Origin of the sequence: Paracoccus nototheniae (assembly GCF_004335005.1) — a bacterium.
In the GTDB taxonomy this organism is placed as follows: Bacteria; Pseudomonadota; Alphaproteobacteria; order Rhodobacterales; family Rhodobacteraceae; genus Paracoccus; species Paracoccus nototheniae.
Genome location: NZ_RQRT01000001.1, coordinates 60,305 through 74,876 on the forward strand (window position 1 = coordinate 60,305; position 14,572 = coordinate 74,876).

Consider the following 14,572-nt stretch of genomic DNA (forward strand, 5'->3'; position numbering starts at 1 on the left):
GGTCAGCTCCTCTTGATGCGGGGGTCGATGGCGGCCTGCGCCACATCGACGATAAGGTTCATGCCGACGAAGAACATCGCCAGCACCAGGATCGTGCCCTGCAACAGCGGCAGGTCGCGCTGGAAGATGGCGTTGGACAGCAGGAACCCCGACCCGGGCCAGTTGAAGACCGTCTCGATCAGGATCGACCCGCCCAGCAGATAACCCAGCTGCAGGCCCATCACCGACAGCGCGGTGGCGGCGGCATTCCTTGCCACATGGCGCAGCACATCGCCCCGGCTGAGGCCCTTGGCGTAAAGTGCGGTGACGAAATCCATCGACAGGATATCACCCGCCAGCGCCCGCACGGTGCGCGCGACGATGCCGATGGGCACCACCGCCAGCGTCACGGCGGGCAGCACCAGATGGCGCAGATGCGCCCAGTCCCAGTGCCAGTCCTGCGACCCGCCCGGCCCCGCCCCCATGGACGGCAGCCAGCCCAGATTGACCGAAAAGATGATGACCAGCACGATCCCCAGCCAGTAATTGGGCACCGACACCCCGGTGATGGACAGGGCCGTCACCGCCCGGTCAAGGATCGTGTCGCGGTAATAGCCCGCCAGAAAGCCCAGGAACGTGCCGATCGGAAAGGCGATCACCGCCGCCCCCGCCGCCAGCAGCAGGGAATTGCCGACCGCGCCGAACACCTCGTCCGCGACGGGGCGACCGGATGCGATGGACCGGCCCATCTCTCCCTGCAGCAGGTTGCCGATCCAGATCAGGTATTGCACCGGAACCGGCTTGTCCAAACCATAGGCCGCGCGCATGGCGGCCTGCTGTTCGGCGGTCGCATCGACCGGCATGATCGCGGTCAGCGGATCGCCAGGCGCGATCTGCACCAGCGCGAAACAGACGATGGACACCCCGAAGGCCACCGGCAGCACAAGGATCAGACGTCGAAGGAAATAGCTGAGCACGGCATGCGTCCCTGGCTTGGCCGCACCCGCAAGGGGCGCGGCCGGTGGCGGATCACTCGGCCATCGTGATGGACGAGAAGTTCAGATACCAGTTCTGCGGCTGCACAAAGCCCTGCACCTTCGGCGACATGGCGCGGGGCGCCACATCATGGGTGACCATCAGAAACAGCGCGTCATCGACGAACTTCTCATGCGTGCGGCGCATCACCTCGTCCTGCGCATCGGCATCGAAGGTGGTCTTGATCTCTTCGAACAGGGCCTGCATGTCCTCGTCGCAGTAATGACCCCAATTGGTGCCGTTGGGCGCGATCAGGTCGCAATCCAGATGCCGGATGAAGCCGGTAAAGGGATCCTGGATGAAATAGGTAAAGTTGATCGACTGCGACCCCTCGACCGAGGGATCGGCGGCGCCCGCGCGCCACAGGTTGATCATCTGGTTCCATTCGACGACCATGAACTCCACATCGATCCAGGCCTGCGCCAGCGACTGCTGGATGTATTCGTTCATCGGCAGCGGCAGCATCTGCCCGGACCCGGAAGGCGAGATCAGCGCCTTGACCGACAGCCGGTTCTCGGGGCCAAAGCCCGCCTCGGTCATCAGCGCCTGCGCGGCCTCCAGATCATAGGTCACGTCAAAGGTCGGTTCCCCGAACCATTGCGATTCCGGCGGCATGAATCCCTTGGCCGGGATCATCAGCCCGCCCAGCAGCGCGCCCATCGATTCCCGGTCGATGGCCAGGTTCGCGGCCTTGCGCACCCGGATGTCGTTCCAGGGCGACCCCTCGGTCCGCGACAGATGCCAGGTCCAGTTATGCGGCAGCGCGTTCGAGGTGATGGCGAACCCGTTGCCTTCCATCGCGGGAATCGTGTCGGGGGCCGGCGCCTCGATCCAGTCGACCTGCCCCGACATCAACGCCGCCGAACGCGCATTCGATTCCGGCAGCGGGATCAGAACCAGACGGTCCAGCTTGGGGATGCGCGTCTCGTCCCAGTAATCGGCAAAGGGCACCAGCTCGGCCCGTTCGCGCGGCACGAATGACGTCATCATCCACGGCCCTGTCCCCGAGGGCTTGGCCGCGACCTGCTCCCAATCCTTGCCCAAAGCCTCCCAATTGGCCTGCGAGGACATCATCACCCAGGCCAGCTGATAGGGCAGCGTGGCGTCGGGCTCATGCGTCACGATCTCCAGCGTCAGATCGTCGATGGCGCGATAGCTGGCAATGGCGGGAACGCGCGACTTGCCCTGCGCCGACTGGCGGGGGTCGTATTGCTCGGCCCCTTCATCCAGCAGCTTGTCCAGATTCCAGACGACATTGGCCGCATTGAACGGGCTGCCGTCGTGAAAGGTCACCCCCTCGCGCAGGGTAAAGGTCCAGCGGGTGCGGTCGGCCTCGTCGGCCTCCCAAGCGGTTGCAAGCCCCGGAACCAGCCCGGACGGGCCATCGCCCTGCGTCAGATCCCAGTTGATCAGCGCGTCATAGACCGTATAGCCGATAAAGCGCAGCCCCTCGCCGCCCTGATCCGGCTGGCCTGTGGTCAGCGGAATGTCGGCCGCCGTCATGCCGATGCGCAGCGTGCCCTGCGCCAGCGCGGGGGACGCCAGCAGGGCCGCGGACAAAGCCAGCGTCGCAAGTGCGGATTTCAGGTGCAGCACGTCATTCTCCTTTGATCAGGACTTTTGGGGCATGGTCGTTGCCGCCAGTCTGTCGCGCGGGATGCAAGCCGCCATCCCGCCACGACCAAACCCGTCGGTGCATTCGGCAAAATCCCGAAAGCTGCCCATCGGCGCGCCGGATTGCCACCAATCCGTGCATGCGGCTAACGGCGCGGGATCAGACCCGGCGACGGCACGGCCTGATCGACACGGCCACCGGCAGCCCCGCGCCATCCGATCGCATCGCCCCCCTGCCCTTCCGGGGTTGCGGTGCAGCGTCTGCATGCCCTTTTGGTGCCGCATCGGCATAACAGAGATATCTGTTATCGACGATCCGACTGCGGCCCATATCATCATTATTTTCACTTTATGATGAGCACTTCAATTCCCGAAAAGGACGATCCCGGCATTCGCCCGCTTCACGTCCTGGCGACGATGCGCCCCTTCGGCACCTGCGCCATTCGCGCGGGAAACAATGCGATCTTCTGGCCCACAGATCTCTTGCATTATTTTACAATCGACCGTTTAATAACGCCTTATGATTTTGCAAACGGCCCCAAACCATGCCCCTTATCGGCTATGCCCGCGTCTCGACCGAGGATCAGACCCCCCTGCCCCAGGTGCAGGCCCTGACGGCGGTCGGTTGCGGGCAGGTTCTTCAGGAACAGGCCTCGGGCGGTGACCGCGCCCGTCCGGTGCTGGCGCGGTTGCTGGACCGGGTCGCCCCCGGCGACACGCTGGTCGTGGTCAGGATCGACCGGCTGGCCCGGTCCCTGTCGCATCTGCTCGAGGTGATCGAGCGGCTGGAGGCCAAGGGCGCCTTCTTCCGCTCGATCGAGGATCCGATCGACACGGCCAGCCCGCAGGGCAAGTTCACGCTGCAGGTGCTGGGGGCGGCGGCGGAATTCGAACGGGCGCTGATCCGTGAACGGACAAAGGCGGGTCTGGCCAGCGCCCGTCTTGAGGGACGTGTCGGCGGCAATCCAGGCCTGCGGGCGCGTGACCCCGCTGCCCTGCGCAAGGTCCGGCTGGCCCGCCGCGATGGCTATCTGGACCGGCTGGCCCAGACCGCCCCGGACTGGGTGCCCGCGATCCGCCGCCTGCGCCCCGGCATGGCATGGGAGGATGTCCTGCGCATCGTCAACGCCCCCCTGCCCCAGGCCCGCCGCTGGACGCAGGCCCGCCTGCTGCGCGCCACCCGGGCCTATGTGCGCGAAGGGTTCCTGCCCGCCACCGTGCTGGACCGGGCCGCCCGCCGGGATCGCGACGACCGCCTGCCCGCCCTGGTCGCCGCCATCAAGGGCGCCGATCCCGACATCACCCTGCAGGCCATCTGCGACCGGCTGGAATCGATGCGCGAGCGCACGCCGCGCGGGCGGACAACATGGCAGCCCTCATCGGTCAGAATGCTGCTGGCACAAGCCGAGAGGCTGGGAATGCTGTGACGCCAGGCGCCACCACCCCCAGCACCGGGTTTCGCAGCGAAACCGCTAGCGTTCCAGCAGAGCCTGAATTTCCACCATCAGGCTGTCCATCAACTCGCTGGTGATCGCCGCCCCCTCAAGCCTCAGGATATGGCCCTGCGTGTCTTGCGAGCGCCGGATCGTCACGCCACTGGACGTGCGCAGCGTCTTGTCGTTGATCCAGCCCGTCACCGGCTGGCTTTTGCGCGGCCGCCCGCCCTTGCGCAGGTCACGCTCGGTCGGATCGATGGTGGTGATGGCGGGCTGGATAGTCTGCCATTCCTCCTCCGCATCCGCAGGTGGGTGCTCGGACAGAGCCTGACGCAGCCGCGCCTCGGCGCCCTGACGCAGGGCCTGGGCCAGTTGCAGCCCCCTTCTTTCGGTCAGACCCTCGGGGAATTGCAGCATGTCGCCCAGTTCCTCGAAGATCAGCGCAAAAGACCGGATTTTGGACCTTTTGGCCTTGGACCCGGTGGCGAACAGCTTGTCCACCGCATCTTCGGTATTGGCAAAGGCGCCATGATTGGCCGCGATGACGGCAATCCGACCGCGTTCGAAATGGCTCAGCTGCTCGCGGACCTCGTTTTCCTCGATCATCGAGACGAAGGCGCTGCCATTGTCGGCATGGGGCCGGACAATGGCCCTGATGGTGCGGTATTTCTCGGCCTCGGTCAGCTCCAGCAAGCCCCGGACGGCCAGCAGCCGGCGATAACCCGACAGCAGACCATAACGCTGCCCCTTGGGCCCGGGCGCCTGCAATTCGAACACCTCGATGGGCAGGCGCAACCCATGCGCGGCGATCGACAGCCGCAGCTCCAGCATCTCGGGCTCGCCCATCGACATGCGGTCGCGGATCATCGCATCCGCGTCGATATCGCCGACCGCAATCTCGGTCATCAGCAAGCCCTGCGCCTGCGCGGCGGCAAGGCGCGCGGCATCGGCCTCGGTTCGTGCGCGGGCGGCGCGGCTGTCGGTGCCGCCCGCATGGCTGTGCAGCGCGCTGTCTGCGGCAACCTGGGCGATCGGCGCGATGCCGCGCGCGCTGGCCGGGCGGTCGAAGGTTTCGCTGCGAAACTCTTCCTCGATCCGGCTCAGGTCATCGGTGCTTGGGGTTTCAAGACGCCTGCGCTTAGCCATCGGACTTCTCCTCCCGTTCGGCCTTTTCCAACTGCAGATCGCGCCACCAAGCGCCCAGGATCAGTTCCTTGACCTCGGCCCAGGTACGATCGAACGTCTCGCGCCCGCGGACATAGGTCTCTCGGTTGAACTCTCGGTAATCGGCCTCATAGATGCCGTTCACCTGCTCGCCCGCCTGCCCGACCATCGCGGTCAGTTCCTGACGGTATGTCGTCATGAAATCGCCGAAATAGGCCTGGATGACATTGGCCAGATCGGTCTGCTGACCCGCCTCGAACCGGGTGATGATCGCACGCACCGCATCCCATTCAAAGCGCATTTCCGGCAGCCCGTCGCGGCGCCGGGCCTTGTTCTCGCCATCCTCGACGCTGGCGAAGGTGGAATACAGCATGTCGAAGAACCGCCCCGTCGAGTCGAATTCCAGGAAGGTCGCGCCAAGCGGCACCAGCAGGATATCGGCAGCCGCCAGCGCATTGATGGTCAGGTAGCCAAGGGCAGGGGGGGTGTCGATGAAGATCAGATCGTATTCGTCAAAGATCTTGTCATGGCTCAGCCCATTGGCCAGCGCGTCCCACAGGGGCCAGCTGCGCAGGCCCATGCGCCAGACCGGCACCTGAAATTCCGCCCAGTAGAGGTTCAGCTGCGCACCCAGCAGGTCGATATTGGGCCAGTGGGTCGGCTGGATCAGGTCGCGGGCGGTGATCTTCAGCGCCTCGGTCAGGGTCTCGTCGAAGGGCAGGGGGGCTTGGCCTGCCGCCTCCCGCACCCGGTTTTCCCCCTGCAGGGCCAGGGCGTAATCCTTGGCCAGCAAGGGGAAGGCCGTCGACCATTCGTCCTGCACCTGCCCGCCCATGATCGAGGTCATGCTGCCCTGGCTGTCCAGATCGATGACCAGCACCTTGTATCCGTCCAGCGCCGCCGACATCGCCAGATGCGCCGCGGTCGAGGTCTTGCCGACGCCGCCCTTGAAATTGGCAACGGCAATGGTCTTGGCGGGCAGGCCCTTGGGTCGCCATGGCTGGTATTCCCGATCCGCCGCCCCTTCGGTCGCGAAATGGTCGCGCAGGCGCAACACCTCGTCCAGCGTGAACCATTTCGAGTTCCCCTCGCCACTGCCTTGGGGCAGCTCGGGAAACTTGCGCAACACGCGCCGGAAATGGGCGGTGGCCACCGGGATCAGATAGCGGCAGACTTCCCAGGTGGAAAACCGGCGCAGCCGCTTGCGACCGTCGGGGGCATAGCCGCGTTCGGCCAGATCCTGACGCCCGCGCGAGGCAAAGGCGGCCGCCTTTGCGAATCGGGCGGTCCCGATCGGCTCGGACAGGCGCTTGGCGGCACGGGCGGGGTCGATGTTAAAATAGGGGGGAAGTGGCTCTTTGCCTGACATCTCGATCCTGCTGCGATGTATCGGGTTTCTGCGCATTGTGCTGAAACTCTCGCACATCGGATCGCAGATTGGAATTCCGCGATCGAGGTTTCGCCGCGAAACCCTTGAAATCATCAGAGTCAGGCGTCCCAAAGCTTGTAGAGTCTTTATGGACTTTAGAATCTTTGCATAATTATTATGATTTTAAACCAATGAATTACGTCAGGTTCGGTATCCGCCTACGGGATCAGGGGTGTCCGTCTACAGGGCGTGGGGTGCCCGTTTGCAGGGCGGGGGGCACCGATTCGCGGGAACAGGGGCATCCGGATGCGGGATTGGGCAAAACAAGGGCGGGATCGACGGCAAATGGGTGCCCGGCCTGTTCCTGCGTCCTGTAAACGGGTGCCTTCAGGTCGGCGCCATCAGGACAGGTGCCCGTCTACGGGAGGGTGGGAAACTCGGTTGGGGTGCCCGTTTGATGGTTGTTTGCAGGTTCCTTTTGGCGCAACATCGGGACAGATCAGACGAGCAGAGCCATGGACGATATTCCCCGCGATCAGCTGTCGGGCGCCCTGCGACGAGGCGCCGTCAAAAAGCATGTGGCGGCGATCCATGTGTCGGGCAAGCTGACCCTGCTGCAACGCAAGCTGTCGAACGTGCTGTTGCTGAACGCCTATGACACGCTGACCAGCCGGACCAGCCATCAGATCGATGCGCGGACGCTGTGCCTGATGATCGGCTATAACAGCAACGACATGGACACGCTGAAACAGTCGCTGCGCGGGCTGGTCGAGACGGTGGCGGAATGGGACATGCTGGACGAAAAGGGCCAGCAGGAATGGGGCGTGTCCAGCCTGCTGAGCTATGCCAAGCTGAAGGGCGGGGTTTGTGAATATGCCTATTCCCCGGCTTTGGCGGAAAAGCTGCACGACCCCAAGATGTTCGCGCTGATCAACCTGAACATTCAGCGGCGCTTTACGTCCGGCCATGCGCTGGCGCTGTATGAGAACTGTTATCGGTTCGTGCGGACGGGTTCGACCGGCTGGTGGCAGCTGGATCTGTTCCGTCGCCTGATGGGGGTCGAGGGGTCGGCCTATTACGAGGTCTTTAAGCAGCTGAACGCCAAGATCATCAAGCCCGCGGTGGCCGAGGTGAACAAGACCAGCAACATCATCCTGACGCCCGAGATCCACAAGCAGGGCAGGGCGGTCACGCAGATCCGGTTCCGGATCACCGAAAATCCCCAGCTGGCCATTCTGGACATGGACGACGGCGAGGGGATGCGCCATGGGGCGGTTTATGCCCGGTTGCGCGTGCTGGGCGTCAGCGACCGGCTGGCCCGGCAATGGCTGGCGGCCCATGGCGAGGGGCAGGTTGCCGCCAAGCTGGACTATGTCGAGACCCGGCAAAATGTCAAAAGCAAGCTGGGCTATCTGACCGCCGCGCTGGACGGGAATTTCGGGGCAGGGGAGGGGGCCGCCCCCCCGGTGCCCGATGCCGTGGTCGCCATCAGCCCCGGGGCCGAACGTCTGCGCCGCATCCTCGAGATCATCAAGACCCGCACGCCGACGCAGCGCGACGCCGACAAGCGGCTGTTCGTCAGCCAGCTGACCGATGCGCGCGCCCGGGCGGATTTCGAACGGCATGGATGGATGTCGCCGCTGAACGCCCGGCGGATTGCTGAATTCTGGGAAGAGATGTCCTTGTAAGCCGCGTGCGATGCCCCAAGGGGCGTCGCCTCAGGGCAACGTGTCGCCGCCCAGGGCCAAGGCGAGATCCTGCAGCGGCGCGACCCCCGTGGGTTCGGACGGCGTCTGCGCGATCTGCGCCATCGGCAGGTCGGGCCAGACCTGCCGCAGCGGCGCCAGACGGGCAGCGGTCGCATCGGGCGTCTGGTTCGGGGGAATGCGGTTCACCACGATCGCGCCCAGGGGGATGCCGCCCTGATCCAGCGCGCGACCCAGGGCCAGCGTCTCTTGCACGGGCATCCGTTCGGGCGTGGTGACGGCGACGAAGGTCGTGCGGGCGGGGTCGGTCATGTGGTCGCGCAGCCCGGCCAGCCGCGCGCGACGGCGTGTCAGGGTCTGGCGGATGGCCTCGCTGCGCGGATCGCCCCCGGCACTGCCCGTGGCCAGCGCGCGGGCGCGGGCGGAAAAGCGGTCGGCCTCGACCCGGTTGGCGATCATGCCGTCGGTCCAGGCGGTCATCATCTCTGGCAGGGCCAGCAGGGTCAGCGTGTGGCCGGTGGGCGCCGTGTCCAGAACCAGATGGTCGATGGTCTCGCCGATGCCTGCGGCAAGTTCGGCGATGCGGTCCAGAAGCGCGGCCTCGGCCATGCCGGGGGCGTGGCGGGCGCGCGACAGGTGGCGGTCGATCTCGGCCCGGCCGCCGCGTGGCATGACCTGCGCCAGAAAATCCCCGACCTGCGCCAGATGGTCGGTCACGGCCTGATCGGGGTCCAGCTCGATCGCGGTCAGGTTCGGGGCGATGGTCACCGGATGCGGGCCGATTGCGCGTTCGAAGAGATGCCCCAGATTATGCGCCGGATCGGTCGAGACCAGACAGACCCGCCGCCCCCGTCCCGCCAGCGCCAGCGCCGCGCTGGCCGAGACGGTGGTCTTGCCCACGCCGCCCTTGCCGCCAAAGACGATCAGCCCCCGCCGTCCCAGCAGATCTAGCAGCATCGGATGTGATCCAGCGGCGAATGGGGCATCCCCATCCGCCGGTGCCAGTCGTGGAAATCGTCCCACATCAGCGGCATCAGTTCCAGCGTATAGGGCGTGGCGGGGTTGGGGATGCCAAGCGCCTCGGAAAACACCAGCAGCCGGAACAGGTCGTCGCGGTCCCGCGCCGCGCGCGCCAGCAGCTGGCGATAGGGGGCGCGGTAATATTCCGCCAACCCCTGCGCGATGGCCTGCCAGCGGCTGGTCTGCTGGCCCGTCATTCGGCGGGATGCCGGTGGGCCAGCAGCGAAAAGCCCGTGCTGCGCAGCGCGGTCACAGCCGAGATGCCGACCAGAATCGCTGCCCCCAGAATGAACAGCGCCATCGTGGCCAACGTCCAGTTCGCCTCGCCCAGAAAGGTGCCGATCTGCAGCAGCAGCGCATAGATGGCCATGGTCAGGACCAGCACCAAAGGCACCAGCGTATAGATTACCGGCCGCCCGAGCCGGGCCAGAATCACCGTCACCATCAGCAGCGTCAGCGAGGCCAGCAACTGGTTCGAGGTGCCGAACAGCGGCCAGATCACCATGCCGCCCGTCCCGTCCGAGGCCGCGCCGAAGGCGATCGCCAGACAGAAGCCGATGGCCAGCAGGGTGGCCAGCGTGCCGTTCTTCAGCGCGGTGACGCCGGTGATCTCTCCGGCTTCCTGAATGACATAGCGTTGCAGGCGGACCCCGGTATCCATCGTCGTGCCCGCAAACAGCGCTGCCGTCACCGTCAGGATGGTCGCGGCCAGTCCGGCGGGAATGCCCAGACCCTGCGAGACGATCGTGGCGCCGCCGGTCACGAAAGCCCCGACGCTGCCTTGTCCAAAGCTGGTATAGACCGCCTGCCATTCGGCCAGCGAGGCAAAGCCCGCCGTGGCGCAGACGATGGCGGCCAGTGCCAGCATCCCCTCGCCCACCGCGCCGCCATAGCCGACCAGCCGGCCATCCGTCTCAAGATCCAGCTGCTTGGAACTGGTTCCCGACGAGACCAGCCCGTGGAACCCCGAGATGGCGCCACAGGCGATGGTCACGAACAGCAGGGGCGCGATGGGCGGCGTGCCTTCGGGCACCTGATCGTTGATGAAGGGCACCACGACCGTCGGCGCCGACAAAAGCGCGGCCGCATAGATGATGCCAAGCGCCACGAACAGCTGGATGCCATTGATGTAATCGCGCGGCTGCAGCAGCATCCAGACCGGCAGGGTCGAGGCGATGCCCGCATAAAGAAACAGCAGCAGCACCCACACCACCCGGTCGCTGAGGCCGAACATCTCGGTCGGCAGGGCCACCGGCACGGCATTGCCCAACAGGATCAGCCCGTACAGCAGCGCGACCCCGATGATCGTGGGCCACATCAGCCCGGCGCTGCTGCGATACAGCACCTGCCCGATGCCGATGGCCACGACGATGGCGCCCCAGACCGGGATGACGGCGGTCGGGAACTGGATCAGCAGGTTGGTGATGACGGTGGCGAATGCGGCATTCACCATCAGCAGCACCAGGAACATGATCAGCATGAACATCCAGCGCGCCCGGCTGCCCAGCAGGCTTTCACTCAGCGCTCCGATCGACTGGCCCCGGTTGCGGACCGACGCCCAAAGCGCGCCCATGTCATGCACACCTGCGAAGAACACCGTGCCCAGCACCACCCACAGGAAGGCCGGGCCCCAGCCCCAGATCACCGCGATGGCCGGGCCGACGATGGGCGCCGCCCCCGCGACAGAAGTGAAATGATGGCCCCACAGCACATAGCGGTTGGTCGGAACAAAATCGATGCCGTCCCGGAATTCATGCGCGGGGGTGCGGAAGCTTTCGTCCAGCTGATAGATCCGCGAGGCGATGAAGCGCGAATAGACGAACCACCCCGCCAGGATTCCGACAAGGCCAAAGCCGATGAGCACCAGTGAATTCATGCAGGTTTCCTCCCTCTTGCCGCCAAGGGTAACAGAAAATCACGCGAGGGCCACCCGGTGGGGTTGTCATGCCTGTCGCTGCGGGCCGACCGCAGATGGGGGCCTGACGCGGAGGGGGCGGCGGGCGCGGTTGGCCCACATCGATCGCAGCGCGATGGGCACGACGGTCCAGAGCGGCACCCGCTGGCCGCTGAACCGCCAGCGCATGACGGATGATCCGGGATTCCCGGCATTGGTCGACAATGCCTGTGCCGCCTCGCAGGCGATCGCGCTGGCGATGGGGCCGGTCATCCAGACCCACAACATCACGCCCGGCATGCCCGACCCCAAGGGCGCTGCCGACAATACCGCGATGGTCGATGCGGGCATCGGCGTCCTGTCCCGTCTGGATGCCGTGCTGAACCCATTGGTTATCGATGAGGAGTGCGCGCTGGAAGAGCTGAACAGCGGCTGGACCGCCATGCCGGGTGGATCACTGAGCGATCCGGGGCGATCTAGACAGCGCTGCAAACGCTTGACGCGGATGTCCAGAGCCTCGGCCAGAACTGAGGCAAGCGGCCATGGGTGGCGCGGTGCCATGGCGATCCTGTGCCGTGGCACCGCATGCCGGGGTTTGGCAGGGGCCGTTGCGGCATTCCAATGGCCGGGCCCAGGTCTTATGATGGGTGACAGACGAAGCCTGACGATCGGTTCACGCAACGAAGGCATGACATGTTCGATAGCTGCACATGGCTGAATGAACCGCGACACTGGGCAAGCACCCCCCGGCTTGGTGCAGGTCACCACCGACCGGGGCAGCGACTTCTGGCGCAGCACCCATTACGGGTTCACGCGGGACAGCGGGCATTTTCTGGGGCGGTCGTGGAGGGGTGATTTCACGGCCTCTGTGCGGGTCAGGGGCGATTATACCGAACTTTACGATCAGGCCGGCATCATGGTGCGGGTCGATGAGACGGCATGGATCAAGGCCGGGATCGAACTGTCGGACGGGGCGGCCTGCCTTGGCAGCGTGCTGACCAACGGATCGTCGGATTGGGCCACGTCCCCCTATGCCGGCAAGGCCTCGGATCTGTATCTGCGCGTGACGGTGGCAAAAGGCGTTCTGCGACTGCAGACCTCCGAGGATGGTCTGCGATGGCCGCTGCTGCGGCTTTGCCCGTTTCCCGTCGCGCAATCCTATCTGGTCGGCCCGATGTGCTGCACCCCCGAGCGTGAGGGTCTGAAGGTCAGGTTTTCCGATTTCCATGTCGGCCCGCCGCTTGGCAAGGCTTTGCACGATCTCACCTGACTGCGGCTTGGTCGCGCGATCTGAGGTGGATCATCGGGAAATGGTCGTAATGCCCGACGCCGTTCCTGATGATCGGGTCTTCGCCGGTCAGGGCCGCAATGTCCTGGCCCGCATCGATCTGCCACAACGAGACGCCATAGCTGCCCGTCGGATCGATCACCGGGCCATGCGCCACGACAAGACCGCGCGATGTCATCTCGTCCAGATAGGCGCCATGCTGTCCCATCCAGATCTTTTCGTCGGGTGTCATGGTGGACAGGAAATCGGCGCGGGGCGGAATGAATTTGCAAAGATAGCCTGGCATGATGGCGGCCTTGTCTGTGAGGGTTGTTGATAGATGCTTTCCAACATCTAATTTTTTATTAGATGATTAATGTAATCTTAAAAGTCAAGCAGGATCGGGATGGCTTTCCATCTTTGCATCCGACGGGATAAACATTACATGTCAGCCGTCATCCATTTCGGGAAAGCGGCAACCATGCGTGTCAGCAACGCTCAGGCGCGGGAAAATCGCGAGAGGGTCATCGATGTGGCCGCCGCGCAGTTTCGCGAACGCGGGATCGAGGGGATCGGCATTGCCGATCTGATGAAATCCGCAGGCCTGACCCATGGCGGGTTCTACAAGCAGTTCCGGTCCAAGGACGACCTTGTCGTGCAGGCCGTCACGCGCGCCATCGACGGCACGACCGCCGATATCGGGGCGCAGATCGGGGCCGCCGACGATCCGCTGGCGGCGCTGATCGCGTTCTATGTCTCGACGGTCCATCGTGACAATCCGGCCCGGGGCTGCAGTCTGGCCAGTCTGGCCGTCGATGCGACCCGCAGCGACGATCCGGCCTTTCGGGCGCTGATCGGCGATCTGGTTGCGCGCTATCTGGCGCTGCTGACCGATCTGGCCACGGGTCAGGACGCTGCATCGGCGCGACAGACCGCGATCGTCACGCTGTCACAGATGCTGGGGGCCGTCATTCTGGCGCGCGCCGTGCCCGACAAGGCGCTGTCCGATGAGATCCTTCAGGTCGTCGCGCGCGATCTGTCACCCGACCGCGACGCCTGACGCGCCGACAGGACGCCCCCCACGGCGGCGCTGCGTCCGGGCGAACGGTCGGGCCCCTTGAGGGACGACGGCCCGCCAGGGCGCAGGCCGTCTGTGGATGGCGCAGGGTGCACCGCCTGTCACCGAGATGTCATTGCGGGGTCAGGCGATCGTCACGCAACAGGGTTAATCCAGCCTCAGCAACCCAAGAGGCTTCATGCTGGACGTTCGCTCTGCCACCAAACTGTTCGGCCAGAAGGCCGCCGTCGACAATGTCAGCATGACCGTGAACGGTCCGGCCTTTGTCGGCATCATCGGCCGGTCCGGTGCCGGGAAATCGACCTTTCTGCGTATGATGAACGGGCTGACGCCCGCCAGCGGCGGACAGATCCTTGTCGATGGCCGCGATATTCTGGCGCTGCGGGGGGCCGACATGCGCGCCTGGCAAAGCCAATGCGCGATGATCTTTCAGCAGTTCAATCTGGTGCCGCGCATGGATGTGGTGTCGAATGTGCTGCACGGCATCCTGAACCGCCGCGCGACCTGGTCGACGGTGCTGAACCTGTGGCCCCGCGCCGACATTGTCCGCGCGCTGGAAATCCTCGACCGCCTCGGAATCGCCGAACAGGCCCCCAAGCGCGCTGAGGCCCTATCGGGCGGCCAGCAGCAGCGCGTGGCGATCGCCCGGGCGCTGATGCAGGATCCCCGCATCATTCTGGCCGATGAACCCATCGCCAGTCTGGACCCGATGAACGCGCAGATCGTGATGGACACGCTGAAGCGCATCAATGTCGAGGATGGCCGCATGGTCATCGCCAACCTGCACACGCTGGACACCGCGCGCCGCTATTGCGACCGGGTGATCGGCATGCGGGACGGGCGGGTGGTCTTTGACGGCGTGCCCGACCAGCTGACCACCAATGTCGCGCGCGAGATTTACGGCGCCGACGCGGATTTCAACGAATCCGCCACCTCGACCGCGATCACCCCCGATCCCAGCCCCGACGCCCGCAAGGATGCCGAATACGCGGCGCAGATGCTGGCCTGAC

14 protein-coding genes are annotated in these 14,572 nt (G+C 65.2%); 6 read left to right on the forward strand and 8 right to left on the reverse strand.

The window, feature by feature from the left end; translation table 11 throughout:
* Positions 1–2: 2 nt before the first annotated feature.
* A complete protein-coding gene (locus tag EG885_RS00260) occupies positions 3–956 on the reverse strand; it encodes an ABC transporter permease (RefSeq protein ID WP_131572462.1) in 954 nt (317 codons plus the stop codon).
* 52 nt (positions 957–1,008) lie between these two features.
* Positions 1,009–2,610 (reverse strand): ABC transporter substrate-binding protein, encoded by a 1,602-nt coding sequence (locus EG885_RS00265; RefSeq protein WP_242679442.1) that lies wholly within the window; start codon positions 2,608–2,610, stop codon positions 1,009–1,011.
* 563 nt (positions 2,611–3,173) lie between these two features.
* Here EG885_RS00265 and EG885_RS00270 point away from each other — a divergent pair.
* A complete protein-coding gene (locus tag EG885_RS00270) occupies positions 3,174–4,055 on the forward strand; it encodes a recombinase family protein (protein ID WP_131572463.1) in 882 nt (293 codons plus the stop codon).
* Between the two features lie 45 nt (positions 4,056–4,100).
* Here EG885_RS00270 and EG885_RS00275 read toward each other — a convergent pair whose 3' ends face one another.
* Positions 4,101–5,210, reverse strand: coding sequence for a ParB/RepB/Spo0J family partition protein (locus tag EG885_RS00275; protein WP_131572464.1), 1,110 nt, complete (start codon positions 5,208–5,210; stop codon positions 4,101–4,103).
* The gene (locus EG885_RS00280; RefSeq protein ID WP_131572465.1) at positions 5,203–6,597 is read right to left on the reverse strand and encodes an AAA family ATPase; all 1,395 of its coding nucleotides are present in this window, start codon (positions 6,595–6,597) and stop codon (positions 5,203–5,205) included. Before EG885_RS00280 ends, EG885_RS00275 begins: the two co-directional genes overlap by 8 nt.
* 515 nt (positions 6,598–7,112) lie before the next feature.
* Between EG885_RS00280 and EG885_RS00285 the strand changes: the two genes are divergently transcribed.
* The gene (locus EG885_RS00285) at positions 7,113–8,285 is read left to right on the forward strand and encodes a replication initiation protein (protein ID WP_131572466.1); all 1,173 of its coding nucleotides are present in this window, start codon (positions 7,113–7,115) and stop codon (positions 8,283–8,285) included.
* Between the two features lie 30 nt (positions 8,286–8,315).
* Here EG885_RS00285 and EG885_RS00290 read toward each other — a convergent pair whose 3' ends face one another.
* From EG885_RS00290 to EG885_RS00300, 3 genes are read right to left on the reverse strand one after another with little or no spacing between them, the layout of a single operon-like run.
* Positions 8,316–9,260 (reverse strand): ArsA family ATPase, encoded by a 945-nt coding sequence (locus EG885_RS00290; protein WP_131572467.1) that lies wholly within the window; start codon positions 9,258–9,260, stop codon positions 8,316–8,318.
* Entirely contained in the window at positions 9,251–9,520 is a 270-nt protein-coding gene (locus tag EG885_RS00295; protein ID WP_131572468.1) for a cory-CC-star protein, read from the reverse strand. Before EG885_RS00295 ends, EG885_RS00290 begins: the two co-directional genes overlap by 10 nt.
* Entirely contained in the window at positions 9,517–11,199 is a 1,683-nt protein-coding gene (locus EG885_RS00300) for a carbon starvation CstA family protein (protein ID WP_131572469.1), read from the reverse strand. The genes EG885_RS00295 and EG885_RS00300 overlap by 4 nt, the downstream gene beginning before the upstream one ends.
* 130 nt (positions 11,200–11,329) lie before the next feature.
* Here EG885_RS00300 and EG885_RS00305 point away from each other — a divergent pair, with 130 nt between their 5' ends.
* Complete coding sequence (locus EG885_RS00305) at positions 11,330–11,935, forward strand: hypothetical protein (RefSeq protein ID WP_131572470.1); 606 nt, start codon at positions 11,330–11,332, stop codon at positions 11,933–11,935.
* Complete coding sequence (locus EG885_RS00310; RefSeq protein WP_131572471.1) at positions 11,936–12,487, forward strand: DUF1349 domain-containing protein; 552 nt, start codon at positions 11,936–11,938, stop codon at positions 12,485–12,487.
* On the opposite strand, the gene EG885_RS00315 is transcribed toward EG885_RS00310, so the two are convergent.
* Positions 12,480–12,791: a YciI family protein gene (locus EG885_RS00315; RefSeq protein WP_131572472.1), complete on the reverse strand. Its 312-nt coding sequence runs from the start codon at positions 12,789–12,791 to the stop codon at positions 12,480–12,482. The genes EG885_RS00310 and EG885_RS00315 overlap by 8 nt on opposite strands.
* A 174-nt stretch (positions 12,792–12,965) precedes the next feature.
* Here EG885_RS00315 and EG885_RS00320 point away from each other — a divergent pair, with 174 nt between their 5' ends.
* Complete coding sequence (locus tag EG885_RS00320; protein WP_165570991.1) at positions 12,966–13,544, forward strand: TetR/AcrR family transcriptional regulator; 579 nt, start codon at positions 12,966–12,968, stop codon at positions 13,542–13,544.
* Between the two features lie 196 nt (positions 13,545–13,740).
* Complete coding sequence (gene phnC / locus EG885_RS00325) at positions 13,741–14,571, forward strand: phosphonate ABC transporter ATP-binding protein (RefSeq protein WP_131572474.1); 831 nt, start codon at positions 13,741–13,743, stop codon at positions 14,569–14,571.
* The last annotated feature ends 1 nt before the right edge of the window (position 14,572 follow it).